A 14,011-nucleotide genomic window follows, 5' to 3' on the forward strand; every position below is an offset into this window, starting at 1 on the left:
CTTTTTTTCAGCGGGCACGGCTGCCCTGTCGTTCTATCGCCAGCCCGACTCTCGATGCGTGCGCCTGCGCGCCGCCGTGGCGGACAGTTCCGCGCCCAGCAGAAACACCGCCGCCGAGTAATAGAGCCACATGAGGATGATCGCGAGCGAGCCCGCCGCGCCGAACATGTTCGCCGTCCCGGCGTGCTGCAAATAGAACGCGAAGAGCCGCTTGCCGCCCTCGAACAGCAGCGCGGCCGCAGCGGCGCCGAGCGCGGCATCGCGCCAGCGCATGCGCGTCGTCGGCAGGAATTTGAGCAGCACCGAGAACGCGAGCATCAGCATCGCGAGCGATATCGCGCGGCGCGTCAGCGTCGACAGGACCACGAACGGATTGCCGTCGCCGAGCGCCCAGTGACCGAGCACTTCGACGAGCGCATCGAGCACGAGCAACACGACCACGAGCAATCCCGCGCCGACGACCAGGCCGAACGACACGAGCCGCACGCGCAGCATCGCGAAGATGCTGTCGCGCGTGCTGACCGCCGGCGTCGGCCAGATGACGTTCAGCGCGCTATGCAGCGATGAGAATGTCGCCGACGCGCCGATCAGCACGCCTGCGATGGACAAGACCGCCGTGCGCCGCGCCATGTCGGCCTGCCATGCGTTGGCGACGATCGCCTCGAGCGCGTGAGCGGCATCCGCGCCCACCACGCCGCTGATCTCGTCGAAGAGGCGGCCCTGCACGGCATCCGCGCCGAAAAAGACGCTCGCCACCGAGATCACGATGACGAGCGTCGGCGCGAGCGAGAACGCGGCGAAGAATGAGATCGACGCCGAGAACATCAGGCAATGGTCCTGAATCCACTGCGTAACGGGATCGGCGACCCACGATAGCCAGCCGAGCCGCGACGTGCGGCCTTCGGCGAGCGGAGCGGACGGATTCGGGACTTCGCGGGTCATCGGCAGAAAGCGGGCGAGTGGTGCGTCAAGCGCCGATGTTAACGTCCCCGCGTGCGATGCGTGTAAAAAAGGCGCGGGCGGAAATCGTCCGCACGCGCCTCGACTCCGTTATCGAGCAAGCGACTTCAGATGCGTTCGTCGTCGCCGGCCGGGTCCGCGCCGTCGTCGCTCAGCGACTCCACGTCTTCGTCCTCGACCTGATCGGGCAGGATATCGCCGTAGACTTCGAGGTTGTTGTCGCCGTCGGCGGAGGCGTCCTCGCCGGTGCCGGCGCGGTCGGTGTCGCTGTCGAGCTGGGCGTCGGACAGGCCGAGCGCATGGGCGTCCAGTTCGTCTTCGATGTCGCCCGGACGGCGCATTTCGCCTTGCACGTCCGAACCGCTATCGGATGAATCGCTCGGTCCGAGCGCGCCCGTGCCGTGACCCTTGCCCCATTCAACGCCGCCCTCATCCGGCGGATTCAGTGTGCTTCCCGTCATGATGACCTCCTTCGATTGTGTCGATGAGGGGAACGCAAGACCCGTTCCGCGTTCCATGCGCGAAAAAATGCCCCGCGTTCTTGCGATACGCGGGGCATCGGCGAACGACGAGCTTCACGCGCGGGCGGCGCGCTTCGCCGTCGCTGCGCCCTGCTTCACCGTCTTCACGGTCTTTTCCGTGACGGACGTCGCCGTGGCGACACTGCGCAAGTCGGACAGGAACGAGTCACGCCACACGGAGAGATTGTTCTCGCGCAACGGCGCCATCATGTCGGCGTGGCGGGCCTGCCGCTCGGGAAGCGGCATCGACAACGCGCGCTCCAGCGCTTCGGACATCTGCGACAGATCGAACGGATTGACGACGAGCGCCCCCGGCAGCTGATCCGCCGCGCCCGCGAACTGCGACAGCACGAGCGCGCCCGGATCGGCCGGATCCTGCGACGCGACGTACTCCTTCGCGACGAGATTCATGCCGTCGCGCAACGGCGTCACATAGCCGACCTGCGAGAGACGGAACAACGCCATCAGCAGATTGCGTTCGTACTTGCGGTTCAGGTACTGGATCGGCGTCCAGTCGAGTTGCGCAAACCGCCCGTTGATGCGCCCCGCCTCGCCTTCCAGGTTCTGGCGAATGCGCTGGTACGTCTGCACGTCGGAGCGCGTCGGCGGGGCGATCTGCACGAGCGACACGCGCCCATGCCAGCCCGGCGCGTTCAGCAGCAGCCGCTCGAACGCCTGGAACCGCTCGACGAGGCCCTTCGAATAATCGAGGCGATCCACGCTCATGATGAGCTTGCGGCCCCGCATGCTGTCGCGCAGGCTCTTGACCTGCTTGCGGCTGGAGAATTGCTCGGCGGCCTTGGCGATCGCATCCGGATAGATGCCGATCGGATACGCGCCGACTTTCAGCATGCGGCCGAATGCCTGCAGCATGCCGTCCTCGCTCGCATGGCCGCGGCCGCTGCGCTCGATGTAATCGACGAACGACTGCTTGTCGCTGTCCGTCTGGAAGCCGACGACATCGTATTGGCACATCGCGGTCATCAGTTCTTCGTGCGGCGGCACGGTGCGCATGACTTCGGGCACCGGAAACGGAATATGCAGGAAGAAGCCGACAGGGTTCGTCACGCCGATCTTGCGCAGCTCCTGCGCGAACGGCAGCATGTGATAGTCGTGAACCCAGATGATGTCGTCGGGCTGCAGCAGCGTCTTCAGCTTCGCGGCGAGCGTCGCGTTGACGCGCATGTAGCCGGCGAATTCCTCGCGATCGAAGCGCGACAGGTCGTTGCGATAGTGGAAGGTCGGCCACAGCGTGGCGTTCGAGAAGCCGCGGTAGTACTGGTCATAATCGCGGCGCGTTAGTCCGACGGTCGCATACGTGACATTGCCGTTCTTTTCGACGACCGGCGCAGCCGCTTCGCCGACGATTTCCCCGCTCCAGCCAAACCATACGCCGCCCGTCTCCTTGAGCGCATCCAGCACGCCGATAGCGAGACCGCCCGCGCTGGGCTTGCCCTCCTGAACCGGCGCGACGCGATTCGATACCACGATCAATCTGCTCATTACAGGCTCACCTCTCAGTTGTCGTTGCATGCCCGAATGGACGCCTTGGGGAATGCAAATCCTATGCCGTTTTGCGCATGATCCGATTCATAAATTCGTATCGGGATGTTACGGACGAACGGAAACGCGCGGCGCGAGGCCGCGGCGTCGAACTTTCTTGCTGTGCCGGATGCGCCGCGCAGACGCGGCATTCAGGCGTCCTGCTCGGAGCCGAGATCGCGCTGATAGTCGATGCCCTCGCGACGCACGCCGCCCTGGTTGTGCTCGCCATCGGGAGGAGCGCCAGGCGCGGGGCGGTTCTGGCCGGCGGGGTCGTGTTCGGCGGGCGGCGGCGACGCGCTCTGCGCCGTGCCGTTCTTGGCCGCTTCGGCGCGTGCTTCGCGTTTGGACGAGTGACGCGCGGAGCGTCGAAGTGCGGGATGCCTCATGGTGCCTCCAGAAAGAAGGCCGTCGTGAATGGACCTCGGCGGCGTCAGACCGATGCGCCTGCCCGCTGCCTGCGAAAGCAGTGGACCCAGGCGCGCTCTCAGAAAAAAGAACCGGCGGCGACAGCGCCGCCGGTCATTCTTGCGTCATTCGTTGTAATCCCTACCTTCGGAATTGAAAACTTATTCAGGCTTGCACGAATTTCGGTGAATCGGTCCGGAAGACGCCGGTGCGCTCAGGCCACGGGAGGCGCGTCGCCCGGTCCCGGCGGCGGGTCGCCGATCGGCTGCATCGGCTGCTCGGGGGGATCGCGCGTCGGGTCCGGATTCGTATCGGGCGGGATCGGAGTCGGCGGCGGCTGATCGGGCGGCGTCACCGGCGGGTCCGGCGGCTGGGGCGTCTGCGCACTAATGGGCGCGCGGTCGAAATCGGACATGGCGGGCTCCTTGCGGTCTTGTGTCGTGGATGCATCCGTCAGCGACGCATGCACGTACGGTCACGCAAGGCGCGTTCCGCTTTTCCTGATTCGCTCCGCGTCCATCGACCCCATTATGGTTGCTGAAAGCGCGCCTGCCAACAAAAACGCCCGCGCTTTTGCAAGCAGCGGGCGTTATTTTCGTGTGAAGATAACCGAAGATCAGGTATTTTCGCTGTCCGAGTCGCTCGGGTCGACGCCTTCGCCGACAGCCGCCTTGTTCGCGTCCTCGCCGTATTCCACGAGCCGGTTATAGAGCGTCTTGAGGCTGATGCCGAGAATTTCCGCCGCGCGCGTCTTGACGCCGCCGCACTGCTCGAGCGTCGCGAGAATCAGTTGCCGGTCGGCTTGCGCGAGCGACGTGCCGAACGGAATCGTCACCGCCGTGCCCGCCGATGGCTTCGACAGCGAAATTTGCAGCGGCACGGTCGCGGTGCTGTCCGAGTCGGACCCCGACATGATGTATGCGCGCTGAACGTAGTTCTTCAGTTCGCGCACGTTGCCCGGCCAGTTGTACGACGCGAGCATGTCCCGCACGGCCGGCGGAAAGTCCTTGCGCGTGTTGTAACGGGCGTTCAGTTCGTCGAGGAACGCCTGCCCCAGCAGTTCGACGTCCTTGCCGCGCTCGCGAAGCGGCGGCAGGTTGATCGGAAACACGTTCAGCCGGTGGTACAGGTCGAGGCGCAGCTTGCCTTCCAGCACAGCCTGCTCCGGATCGCGGTTGGTCGCGGCGATCAGGCGTACGTCCGTTTCGAGTTCCTTCGTCGTGCCGACGCGCATGAACATGCCGGTTTCCAGCACGCGGAGCAGCTTGACCTGCAGCTCGATCGGCATTTCGGTGATTTCGTCGAGGAACAGCGTGCCGCCGTTCGCGCGTTCGAAATAGCCCTTGTGCTGACGATCCGCGCCGGTGAACGACCCGCGCTCGTGCCCGAACATTTCGGATTCGATCAGGTTCGGCGAGATCGCGCCGCAGTTCACCGCGATGAACGAATGCTTGCGACGCAGGCTCAGCTCGTGCAGCGTCTGCGCCGCGACTTCCTTGCCGGTACCCGATTCGCCGATCAGCAGCACCGATGCCGCCGTCGGCGCGACACGGCCAACCTGGTCGTAGACGGTCTGCATCGCCGGCGAATTGCCGAGCATCAGGCCGAAGCGGCCCATGCGGCGCAACTCGCCGCGCAAGGTGCCGATTTCCGCCTTGAGGTCGCCGGCGCGCGGCAGGCGCGACAGGATGGCCTTGACGCGCTGCATGTTGATCGGCTTGACCAGATAGTCGGTCGCGCCCATCTTGAGCGCGCTCACAGCCGACTCGACGGTCGCGTGTCCGGTGATGACGATCACTTCCACGCCCGAGCGCGGATCGAGATCCTCGAAAAGGTCGACGCCCGTGCCGTCAGGCAGCTTGAGGTCCGTGAACACGACGTCCGGCGTCTGCCTCACGAGCTGGATGCGCGCCTCGCGCAAATCGCTGGCGGTGGCTGTCGTCAGTCCATCTTCGCCGATGATCGCGGCTAGCGCCTCGCGGGTACTGGGATCGTCATCGACAATCAATACGTGTGGCATTGCGTCTCGAATTCTTCCAAAGCGTTTCAGGGTCACACACCGCGTGGCGGCGTGGTCGTCTCCGGGCGGCGGGACGCCGTCCGGGCCGGTGCGTCTTGCGGCCGGGCGTCAGGGCTGACGAACCGGTTAAGGCGCAGAAAATAAAATAATTTCCGAAACTTCCGCACGCTTGGGGGCTGCCGCCGTAAGTATTGCCAATCAGGCCGCTTATAGGCCACTGATAGGGCACTTATGGCAGAGGTTTCTCGATTATAAGGGTTTATTAAGATAAAAACGCACGCCGGGCGGCGTGCGTCTGCATCGTGGTGCGTCGTATCGTTGCGGTCGAGCCGTTCAACGGCCCGGCGGCGATCAGCTGCGCGGGAAGTGCCAGGCGTCAGCCGTGCCGCCGACGACTTCGTCGCCCTTCACCGCCGAGCGCCGCCGCGACGAGGACACGGTGCGACCCCCATCGCGTCCCAGACGGCGCGCCGTGCCGTCCTGCGACTGCATCCACTTCCAGGCGAGCACGCTGCCGACAGCGAACAGCGCCCCGAACACTCCGATTGAAGAACGTGCCATTTCGTGTTTCTCCTGTCGTTATTGAGATTCGATGTCAGGTCAGCGCGAGATCAGGACGGCGAGCAGGAAGCCGGCAGCGGCTGCCATACCCAGCGAGTTCCACGGGTTCTCGCGCACGTACTTCTCGGTGCAGTCGATCCCCGCGCGATAGCGGCTTTGCGCGTTCGCCTGGGCATCCTCCAGCGCGGCGCGAGCGGTGTCGGTGTGATCGCGCAGGCGCGAGCGCAGCGCTTCGACGCCCTCGCCCGGCAGCGTCGCCGACAGCCGCAGCAACTCTTCCGAGTCGTTGAGCAGCACCTTGATGTCCTCGATGATCTTCTGCTTGCCCAACGCAAGCTGGACAGTCGTATGACTCATGGAATCAGTCCTCCACATTGGGTTTGCCACTCCGGGTTGATTCAGCGGTTATTGCGGTTATTGCGGTCATTGCGGTCATTGCGGTTACCGAGTTTCGGCAACGGACACCGTCAACGGTTCGTGCGCGCCGGTCGCCGTCAGCCGGGCGCGCAGGCGGCGCACGATGCCGCTCGCCGTCAACATGCCGCCCGCCACGCCGAACACGAGGCTCGTCACGTTCGCCGCGCGCGCCAGCGCCGGCGTGCCCGCCGCGTAGCCGAGCACCGCGCACATCAGCGCCGTCACCAGCGCGACCGCGGCCCAGTGATAGATGTCGATCGCCTCGCCCGCCGCGAGTTCCTTCCCATCGCCGGGCGGGCGAGTGCGGCCGCCTCGCGCGGAGCGTGCGGCGCCAGCTGAAACGCGGCTGTCGCGTACGGCGATATCGAATTCGAAAATGTCTTCCATGATGTGTCGGCCTCTCGCGCTGCCCTGTGTTTCGCCACGGTCCCGGGCATTCGAATAAGGATGCACAGCAAAGAGCAGCAATCGTGCCAGGCAGCATGAGCAGCCGCACGCCGTCGGACAACGCGTTCGCGGGTAAGTCTTACGCCGTCGGCTTGTAATTTCGCGGCGCAGAGGGCGAACCTTTCCGGAAGCGCCCGCCGCCGTCGCGGGCAATCAGACAATTTGCCCTCGGGCCTTCAAGAGCGGATTGCCGCAATATCGTTGCGAATGGTTAAATAGCGTTTATGAGATAGAGTCGCCGACGGCGAAGCACGAGGAACGCGGCAATTTAACGTGCGATGCGCGCCGCGCGGCTCTGGACCGACGCATAGAGAGGAACCGGCTCACCGCCATCGCGAGCAGGACAGCAGCGCCAGCGCGTCATCGCTGAAGCGGACGGTCACCACGGCGCGTGCGTCATGCCGCGCGAGGAAGTCACAGCACGATTTGCGGCCCGAGGCCCGCGTGCACCGCGTTTTGCGCCCCTGCCCGCTTCGGCGGCGCGCCTCTATCGACCGTATGGACCGATGCTGCGCGGCCGCCCGCCCAACCACATTCGCAGAACTCAGGAACCATCAGGACCTATGGCGTCAACCGATCTTGACCCGCCGCTCGTCGCAGGCGATACACCCGCGCAGAAGAAGCGCACTGCGGGCGATGTGCCGGGTTTGAAGTCTTACGGACTGCTGTACGGCTCGTCGCCCGTGATGCTCGAGCTGTACTCGCAGATCGAGCGCGTCGCGGGGACGGATGCCACGGCGCTCATCATCGGCGAGTCCGGCACCGGCAAGGAACTCGTCGCGCGCACGATTCACGATCAGAGCGCGCGCAAGGACGCGCCCTTCATCGCAGTGAACTGCGGTGCGATTCCCGACAACCTGATCGAAGCCGAACTGTTCGGCCACGAGAAAGGCAGCTTCACGGGCGCGGTGCAGGGGCGCGTCGGTTACTTCGAGCACGCGAATGGCGGCACGCTCTTTCTCGACGAAGTGACCGAGATGTCGCCGGTCCGGCAGGTCAAGCTGCTGCGGGCGCTCGAAACCGGCACGTTCTTTCGCGTCGGCGGCAACGATCTCATCAGTTCCGATGTGCGCGTGATCGCCGCCACCAATCGGGACCCGGTCGCCGCCGTGAAGGAGAACGGGCTGCGCGAGGACCTGATGTATCGCCTCGCCGTCTTTCCGCTGCGCGCGCCGCCGCTGCGCGAACGCGACGCCGACCGCGAACTGCTCGCGCAGCACTTTCTGGCCGAGATGAACGCGCAGGAAGGCACGAACAAGGCGTTCAGCAAGCGCGCGCTCGACGTGCTGCGCACGTATTCGTGGCCCGGCAACGTCCGCGAGCTGAAGAACACGGTGTATCGCGCGTTCATTCTCGCGGAGAAGACCGTGGAGATCGCGCATCCGCATCTGGCATCGCGCGTGAAGAAGCCCATCACGCAGGGCGACGCGATGAACGTCTGGGTCGGCACGCCGCTCGCCGATGCGCAAAAGCAGATCATCCTCGGCACGCTCAAGCATTGCGGCGGCGACAAGCGACGCGCGGCAAAGGCGCTCGGCGTCAGCCTCAAGACCTTGTACAACCGCCTCGGCGCCTATGAGAACGAGGACAGCGAGGGCGGCGACACGCCCTCTTCGTCCAGCGAAAGCTGATCCGCGGCGGCTCGGGACCGGACGTTCGCGTCGCCGCCGGTCCTGGCTGACACGGTCGACGTTACGCGGCGTGCAACGCGTTCCGCCCGCTTGCAATTTCTTGCAATTTTCCGGCACCGGTTATTAGAAGCTTGCTTCAAAATGCGCGATGCCTGCGGTGCGCCGCGCCTTCGCGTCGTCACGGCATTCGCGGGCGTTGAATCGCAAGAAGAATTTAGCCGCGTGCGTTCGATCGCAGCGCCAAGAAACGGCAGACGAAGGAACAAGCAACATGCAGATCTGTGTCCCCCGGCGCGGCCGACGCGTCGCCGCGCTCACCGCGATCGTGTCCGGCGCCATTGCGTGTCTGACCTTGAGCGGGTGCAACTCGCTCTACAGTGAAGGCGCGACGGCGGGCGCGGGTATCGCGGGCGCGGCTGTCGCCGCGAAGGTGACGGACAACGCGGCAGTGGCCACGGGCATCGGCCTCGGCGCGGTCGCGGCGGCGCGCGCGGGCGTGCAGTACACGCAACGCGTCATTCACACCGACACCCAGGACAAGATCGCCGCCGCTGCCGGCCCGCTCGCCGTCGGCGCGGTTGCGCCGTGGGTCGCGGTTCACTCGGTGCCGCTCGAAGCAGACGAGAAAGGCCGCGTGACGGTCAGCCGCGCCATCAGCAGCGGCGCGCTCGACTGCAAGGAAATCGTCTTCTCCGTGGATCGCGACGCGACGACCGATCGCGCCGCCGACAGCGCGTTCTATGTGGCGTCCGTCTGCCGCGACGGCAACAAGTGGAAGTGGGCGTCGGCAGAACCGGCTACGCCGCGCTGGGGCTCGTTGCAATGACGGTCCGGCTGACGAATCCGGCGGCGCTGCGCCTCGCGCTGCTGACCGCCGTGGCGGCGGCGTGCGCGACCGTGAGCGGGTGCGCATCGATCGGCGCGGCGACCGGTGCGCTCGCCGGCGTGGCGACGGGCGCGGTGACGACGAATCCCGCGATCGGCATCGGCGTCGGCATTGCGGTGCAGGCCGCGACCGACGAAGCCGTCAAGCGCGTGTCGAAGTCGCTCCACACCGATCAGCAAGTGGCGATCGCGGCGGCGGCGGGCGGTTCGGCGGTCGGCGAGACGCGGCCGTGGAAAGTGAAGCACACGCTGCCGATTGAAAACGGCCACGGCGAAGTCCGCGTGTTGCGCACGTTCGACAACGCGCTCGCGAGTTGCAAGGAATTCGCGTTCTCGGTCGCGGACGGCGACGAGCCGAACGCGCACGCCGACTGGTTCATCGCCACTGCCTGCAAGCAGACCGAAGGATGGAAATGGGCGTCCGCGGAGCCTGCCGTCGAGCGCTGGGGAAATCTGCAGTAGCGACGAAAGGCGCGCAAACGAAGCGCCATCCGCGGCGAAGGCCAATGCAAAAAGCGCGGCGCCGTTCCCGGTCACCGCGCTTTTTCGTCGAGTCGAAGCGAGACGTCAACCTTCCACGTCCTCCAGACTCAGCATCTCCGTCTGATCGTTGTACGAGAAAATCTCCCCGTACCGTCCCCAGTCGATAACCGCGTCGAGCGTCTCCTGCGCGGCCTTGTCGGAGAGAAAGTCCTCCAGTTCCTGCTCGAAACGCACGCGCGGCGCCCGATGCCCCGGCCGCTCGTTGAGCACCTTCTTGATTCGCGCGGCAAGCGGCACATGCCGCAGCAGATGCTCCGCGAACATCATCTTGCGTTCCTGCGTGCCGAATTCCGCGAAGACGCGCGCCTGCGGCGTCAGGTAAATGTCGCCCTCGCGCACGTCCGCGAAGCCGAGATGCTGGAGCACTTCGGCAATCGGGAACAGATCGTCCACTTCGAGATGCAGCGACCGCGCGATTTCCGGCATGTCCGCGCGCCCGTGATACGGCTCCGCAGCCAGCGTTTCGATGAGACCCGCCATCAGGTTGGTCGATACCGACGGCAGCCAGCTTCCCAGCTCCAGCCCCTTCCGCTTCGATTCGTCGAGCTGGCGCGCCGTCATCTTCGCGTAGATGTCGTCGACGAGCCGCCGGAACGCCGGATCGAGCCGGTTGCGCGGATGCTTGAACGGCACCTTGATTTCGGCCATCACGCGGCCCGGATTGGACGACAGCACCAGAATGCGATCGCACATGAACACCGCTTCCTCGATGTTGTGCGTGACGATCAGCACCGATTTGATCGGCAGCCGGCCCTGCGTCCACAGGTCGAGCAGATCCGTGCGCAGGTTTTCGGCGGTCAGCACGTCGAGCGCGGAGAACGGCTCGTCCATCAGCAGCAGCGTCGGATCGACGACGAGCGCGCGCGCAAACCCCACGCGCTGGCGCATGCCGCCCGACAGTTCGCGCGGATAGGCGTTTTCGAAGCCGTCGAGACCGATCAGATCGATCGCGGCCAGCGCGCGTTCGCGGCGCTCGCGCGCGCCCACGCCCTGCGCTTCCAGCCCCGCTTCGACGTTCTGCAGCACGGTCAGCCACGGAAAGAGCGCGAAGGTCTGGAACACCATCGCGACACCCTTCGCGGGGCCGCGCAACGGCTCGTTCAGGTAGGTCACTTCGCCGGCGGTCGGCTCGATCAGTCCGGCGATGATCCGCAGCAAGGTCGATTTCCCCGAGCCTGAACGCCCCAGCAGTCCGACGATTTCGCCTTCGCGCAGGGCCAGGTTCGCGTCGTCGAGCACGAGCAGTTCGCCCTGCGTCTTGTTGAAGCCGCGGCTCACGTTCTGCACGCGCAGGATTTCCGCGCCGGGACGCGGCGGCTTCGCAGGCGCAGCGGCCGCGCCCGTGCGCGAAACGGTCTGCGCGCCGGGCGTCTGCGTGTTCTTGAGGTTCTGCATCGGAACTCGTCCTTAATCCAGTCGAAGCCTGGCTTCGGCGTAGGCGTACAGCGGACGCCACAACAATCGGTTGAACAACGTCACGAAGAGCGACATCACGGCGATGCCGAGAATGATCTTCGGGTAATCGCCATTGGCGGTGGTCTGCGCGATGTACGCGCCAAGGCCGTGCGCGACGACGCGGGTATCGCCCCACGACACCGCCTCCGCGACGATGCTCGCGTTCCACGCGCCGCCCGACGCGGTGATCGCGCCGGTGATGTAGTAAGGGAAGATGCCGGGCAGCATGGCCTTCTTCCACCACTGCCAGCCGCGAATCTGGAAGTTGGTCGCGGCTTCTCGATAATCGTTCGGATAGGCCGACGCGCCCGCGATCACGTTGAACAGGATATACCACTGCGTCCCGAGCACGATCAGCGGCGACAGCCAGATGTCCGGATTCAGATGCCAGCGCACGATCGCCACGACGAATACCGGAAACAGCAGGTTCGCCGGAAACGCCGCGAGGAACTGCGCGAGCGGCTGGAACTTCTCGGCGAGCGCGGGACGCAGCCCGATCAGCACGCCCACCGGCACCCACACGATCGAAGCAATCGCGATCAGCACGACGACGCGGATCAGCGTGAGAAAGCCGAGCAGGAACACATGGCCCACTTCGCCCCACGTGACGCCCGTCGCGACGAACGAGACCACTTTCCACACGACGAACACGGTCAGCAGCAGCACGACCGCGCCCCACGCGATGTCGCCCGCGCGCGTGGACGGCACGGGCGCGCGCAACGGCAGCCGCACGCGCTGGATCGACGGCAGGCGGATCGGCACGCGCGCCGCCTTCGAGAGCAGCCATCCGGCCGGCACGAGCAGGCGGTGAATCAGCCGCGTGCGGCGAATGAGGTCGAGCAGCCACGATGCCGGCGCGTTGCCCGAACTCGTGTTTTCCATGCGGAACTTGTCCGCCCACGCGACGAGCGGGCGGAACATCAACTGGTCATACGCGAGAATCACGATGGTCATCGCAAGGATCACCCAGCCGATCGCGCCGAGATTGCGCTCGCCGATGGCCGCCGCCAGGTACGCGCCGATGCCCGGCAGCACCACCGTGCGGTTGCCGACCGTGATCGCCTCGGACGCGACGACGAAAAACCAGCCGCCCGACATCGACATCATCATGTTCCAGATGAGGCCCGGCATCGAAAACGGCACTTCGAGCTTCCAGAAGCGTTGCCAGTTGGTGAGATGAAAGCCGCGCGACACTTCGTCCAGGTCGCGCGGCACCGTGCGCAGCGACTGATAGAAGCTGAACGTCATGTTCCACGCCTGGCTCGTGAAGATCGCGAAGATCGCCGCGCATTCCGCGCCGATCACGCGGCCGGGGAACAGCGCGAGAAAGAAGGTGACGGTAAACGAGATATAGCCGAGCACCGGCACCGACTGGAGGATGTCGAGAATCGGCACGAGCACGATGGACGCGCGCCGGCTCTTCGCGGCGAGCGTGCCATAGACGAGCGTGAAGACGAGCGAGGCGACCATTGCGGCCAGCATCCGCAAGGTCGTGCGCAACGCGTATTCGGGAAGATTCGCGGGGTCGAGGGAGATGGCCTGCGTCTCGAGCGTCGAGATCGGCGCGAGGGTCTCATGAAAACCGACGGCGGCGAGCGCGATGATGCAGATGATCATCGGGAAGGCGACGAAGTCCCACCGGTTGGGCAGGAGCCGCCACGCCGACGCATTCGCCGTGCGATTCAGATTGAAACCAAATTCCATTCAAGGCCCTCCCCGTAAGGCTTTGTTCCAGCCGCGCGTGGCGCGGGTCATGCTCGAGACGGCCAGCGCCGTCGCGCGGGTCGGAGGCCTCCCGTTGGCCGCTGCTCCGCGCCCTGACATTCAACGCGGCTCGCCGCCGAATCGACTACAGATGCGGCGCGCCGAACCGAGCGACACTACACCATGCACGATGACAGGCACAACCTCTCCTCCCGTACTTCGCCCATTCGTGCGATGCTTCTGTTGCTCTTCGGCACGACGAAGGCAAAAATGAAGGTGCGGCTCTCCCGGGCGTCGGTGTCCGTGCAACGGCGATCCGGCGCACCCGAAGACCGCCAGCCAGGGCAAGACGCCCGGCGCGGGCACGGCGGCGCGGCATGGCGTTGTGTTGGACAGACGTCGCCCACGACGAGAAGGCGCTTGATAGACGACAAAAAACATCGTCCAATCTTGGCTTACCACAAACAATAAATTGAGCGCCGATGCAATGCGTGACGCCAAATTCGAGTCGGAAGGCCGTCCGACAGACCCGAGAGACTGCTTCAGCCGCATCGCCCGGCCCGGTGCGTATGCAAGAACGGCGGCCGCGGCCCTGACGCGACGCAATGAATGCGCCCGCCGCGCACCGCTGAGCGGCGCGGCCAGGCCGGCGATTATCCCGTTTTCGGCCGACGCAGGCGAGTCTGGGCGCGCGTCCCGCATGTCCGCCGCGCGCGGCGCCGTTCACCCCCGCCCGACGCGTGCGGCGTGACCGTCCGCACCCGCATGATGAACAGGCTCAATCTGCACCGCGCGATCGCGACGCTCTGCCTCGCGCTGGTCGTGTTCGCGTGCTGGATCGCCGCGGGCCTGCTGTCGGACCGAATGGTACAACAGGAGATGACCGCGACGGTGCGCACCGAGCGGCAGATGGCTGC

The 14,011-nt window shown here is 65.6% G+C and carries 14 protein-coding genes; 3 read left to right on the plus strand and 11 right to left on the minus strand.

Annotated features, from left to right (window positions below; all coding sequences use genetic code 11):
* Positions 1-33: 33 nt before the first annotated feature.
* From P9220_RS13445 to P9220_RS13485, 9 genes are all read right to left on the minus strand, one after another.
* A complete protein-coding gene (locus P9220_RS13445; protein ID WP_309765304.1) occupies positions 34-942 on the minus strand; it encodes a YihY/virulence factor BrkB family protein in 909 nt (302 codons plus the stop codon).
* Positions 943-1,067: 125 nt separating this feature from the next.
* On the minus strand, positions 1,068-1,421 hold the full coding sequence (locus P9220_RS13450; RefSeq protein WP_404980402.1) for a chemotaxis protein: 354 nt from the start codon (positions 1,419-1,421) through the stop codon (positions 1,068-1,070).
* Positions 1,422-1,535: 114 nt separating this feature from the next.
* Positions 1,536-2,984: an alpha,alpha-trehalose-phosphate synthase (UDP-forming) gene (gene otsA / locus P9220_RS13455; RefSeq protein WP_309765305.1), complete on the minus strand. Its 1,449-nt coding sequence runs from the start codon at positions 2,982-2,984 to the stop codon at positions 1,536-1,538.
* A 191-nt stretch (positions 2,985-3,175) separates the two neighbouring features.
* Entirely contained in the window at positions 3,176-3,412 is a 237-nt protein-coding gene (locus tag P9220_RS13460) for a hypothetical protein (RefSeq protein ID WP_309765306.1), read from the minus strand.
* 233 nt (positions 3,413-3,645) lie between these two features.
* Complete coding sequence (locus tag P9220_RS13465) at positions 3,646-3,846, minus strand: hypothetical protein (protein WP_309765307.1); 201 nt, start codon at positions 3,844-3,846, stop codon at positions 3,646-3,648.
* Between the two features lie 201 nt (positions 3,847-4,047).
* Positions 4,048-5,451 carry a sigma-54 dependent transcriptional regulator gene (locus P9220_RS13470; protein ID WP_309765308.1) on the minus strand — a complete coding sequence of 468 codons (1,404 nt, stop codon included), beginning with the start codon at positions 5,449-5,451 and terminating at the stop codon, positions 4,048-4,050.
* A 351-nt stretch (positions 5,452-5,802) separates the two neighbouring features.
* The gene (locus tag P9220_RS13475; RefSeq protein ID WP_309765309.1) at positions 5,803-6,012 is read right to left on the minus strand and encodes a hypothetical protein; all 210 of its coding nucleotides are present in this window, start codon (positions 6,010-6,012) and stop codon (positions 5,803-5,805) included.
* 39 nt (positions 6,013-6,051) lie between these two features.
* On the minus strand, positions 6,052-6,369 hold the full coding sequence (locus tag P9220_RS13480) for a DUF883 family protein (RefSeq protein ID WP_309765310.1): 318 nt from the start codon (positions 6,367-6,369) through the stop codon (positions 6,052-6,054).
* A gap of 84 nt (positions 6,370-6,453) precedes the next feature.
* Positions 6,454-6,816, minus strand: a complete 363-nt coding sequence (locus tag P9220_RS13485; RefSeq protein ID WP_309765311.1) for a hypothetical protein — start codon at positions 6,814-6,816, stop codon at positions 6,454-6,456.
* Positions 6,817-7,439: 623 nt separating this feature from the next.
* On the opposite strand from P9220_RS13485, the gene P9220_RS13490 reads away from it, so the two are divergent.
* The 3 genes from P9220_RS13490 to P9220_RS13500 all read left to right on the plus strand — a co-directional run bounded on the left by P9220_RS13490 (position 7,440) and on the right by P9220_RS13500 (position 9,854).
* Entirely contained in the window at positions 7,440-8,507 is a 1,068-nt protein-coding gene (locus P9220_RS13490; RefSeq protein ID WP_309765312.1) for a sigma-54 dependent transcriptional regulator, read from the plus strand.
* A gap of 271 nt (positions 8,508-8,778) precedes the next feature.
* Positions 8,779-9,333: a hypothetical protein gene (locus tag P9220_RS13495; protein WP_309765313.1), complete on the plus strand. Its 555-nt coding sequence runs from the start codon at positions 8,779-8,781 to the stop codon at positions 9,331-9,333.
* On the plus strand, positions 9,330-9,854 hold the full coding sequence (locus tag P9220_RS13500) for a hypothetical protein (RefSeq protein WP_309765497.1): 525 nt from the start codon (positions 9,330-9,332) through the stop codon (positions 9,852-9,854). The genes P9220_RS13495 and P9220_RS13500 overlap by 4 nt, the downstream gene beginning before the upstream one ends.
* Positions 9,855-9,959: 105 nt before the next feature.
* Here P9220_RS13500 and P9220_RS13505 read toward each other — a convergent pair whose 3' ends face one another.
* Positions 9,960-11,330, minus strand: coding sequence for a nitrate/sulfonate/bicarbonate ABC transporter ATP-binding protein (locus tag P9220_RS13505; protein WP_309765314.1), 1,371 nt, complete (start codon positions 11,328-11,330; stop codon positions 9,960-9,962).
* A 12-nt stretch (positions 11,331-11,342) separates the two neighbouring features.
* Complete coding sequence (locus tag P9220_RS13510) at positions 11,343-13,094, minus strand: ABC transporter permease subunit (protein ID WP_309765315.1); 1,752 nt, start codon at positions 13,092-13,094, stop codon at positions 11,343-11,345.
* Positions 13,095-14,011 lie beyond the last annotated feature (917 nt).

Source organism: Caballeronia sp. LZ016 (genome assembly GCF_031450805.1).
Taxonomy (GTDB): Bacteria; Pseudomonadota; Gammaproteobacteria; order Burkholderiales; family Burkholderiaceae; genus Caballeronia.

Excerpts from the sequence above, each read along its gene's own strand:
- P9220_RS13445 (WP_309765304.1), bottom strand. The coding sequence starts at position 942 with ATGACCCGCGAAGTCCCGAATCCGTCCGCTCCGCTCGCCGAAGGCCGC.
- P9220_RS13450 (WP_404980402.1), bottom strand. The coding sequence starts at position 1,421 with ATGACGGGAAGCACACTGAATCCGCCGGATGAGGGCGGCGTTGAATGG.
- otsA (WP_309765305.1), bottom strand. The coding sequence starts at position 2,984 with ATGAGCAGATTGATCGTGGTATCGAATCGCGTCGCGCCGGTTCAGGAG.
- P9220_RS13460 (WP_309765306.1), bottom strand. The coding sequence starts at position 3,412 with ATGAGGCATCCCGCACTTCGACGCTCCGCGCGTCACTCGTCCAAACGC.
- P9220_RS13465 (WP_309765307.1), bottom strand. The coding sequence starts at position 3,846 with ATGTCCGATTTCGACCGCGCGCCCATTAGTGCGCAGACGCCCCAGCCG.
- P9220_RS13470 (WP_309765308.1), bottom strand. The coding sequence starts at position 5,451 with ATGCCACACGTATTGATTGTCGATGACGATCCCAGTACCCGCGAGGCG.
- P9220_RS13475 (WP_309765309.1), bottom strand. The coding sequence starts at position 6,012 with ATGGCACGTTCTTCAATCGGAGTGTTCGGGGCGCTGTTCGCTGTCGGC.
- P9220_RS13480 (WP_309765310.1), bottom strand. The coding sequence starts at position 6,369 with ATGAGTCATACGACTGTCCAGCTTGCGTTGGGCAAGCAGAAGATCATC.
- P9220_RS13485 (WP_309765311.1), bottom strand. The coding sequence starts at position 6,816 with ATGGAAGACATTTTCGAATTCGATATCGCCGTACGCGACAGCCGCGTT.
- P9220_RS13490 (WP_309765312.1), top strand. The coding sequence starts at position 7,440 with ATGGCGTCAACCGATCTTGACCCGCCGCTCGTCGCAGGCGATACACCC.
- P9220_RS13495 (WP_309765313.1), top strand. The coding sequence starts at position 8,779 with ATGCAGATCTGTGTCCCCCGGCGCGGCCGACGCGTCGCCGCGCTCACC.
- P9220_RS13500 (WP_309765497.1), top strand. The coding sequence starts at position 9,330 with ATGACGGTCCGGCTGACGAATCCGGCGGCGCTGCGCCTCGCGCTGCTG.
- P9220_RS13505 (WP_309765314.1), bottom strand. The coding sequence starts at position 11,330 with ATGCAGAACCTCAAGAACACGCAGACGCCCGGCGCGCAGACCGTTTCG.
- P9220_RS13510 (WP_309765315.1), bottom strand. The coding sequence starts at position 13,094 with ATGGAATTTGGTTTCAATCTGAATCGCACGGCGAATGCGTCGGCGTGG.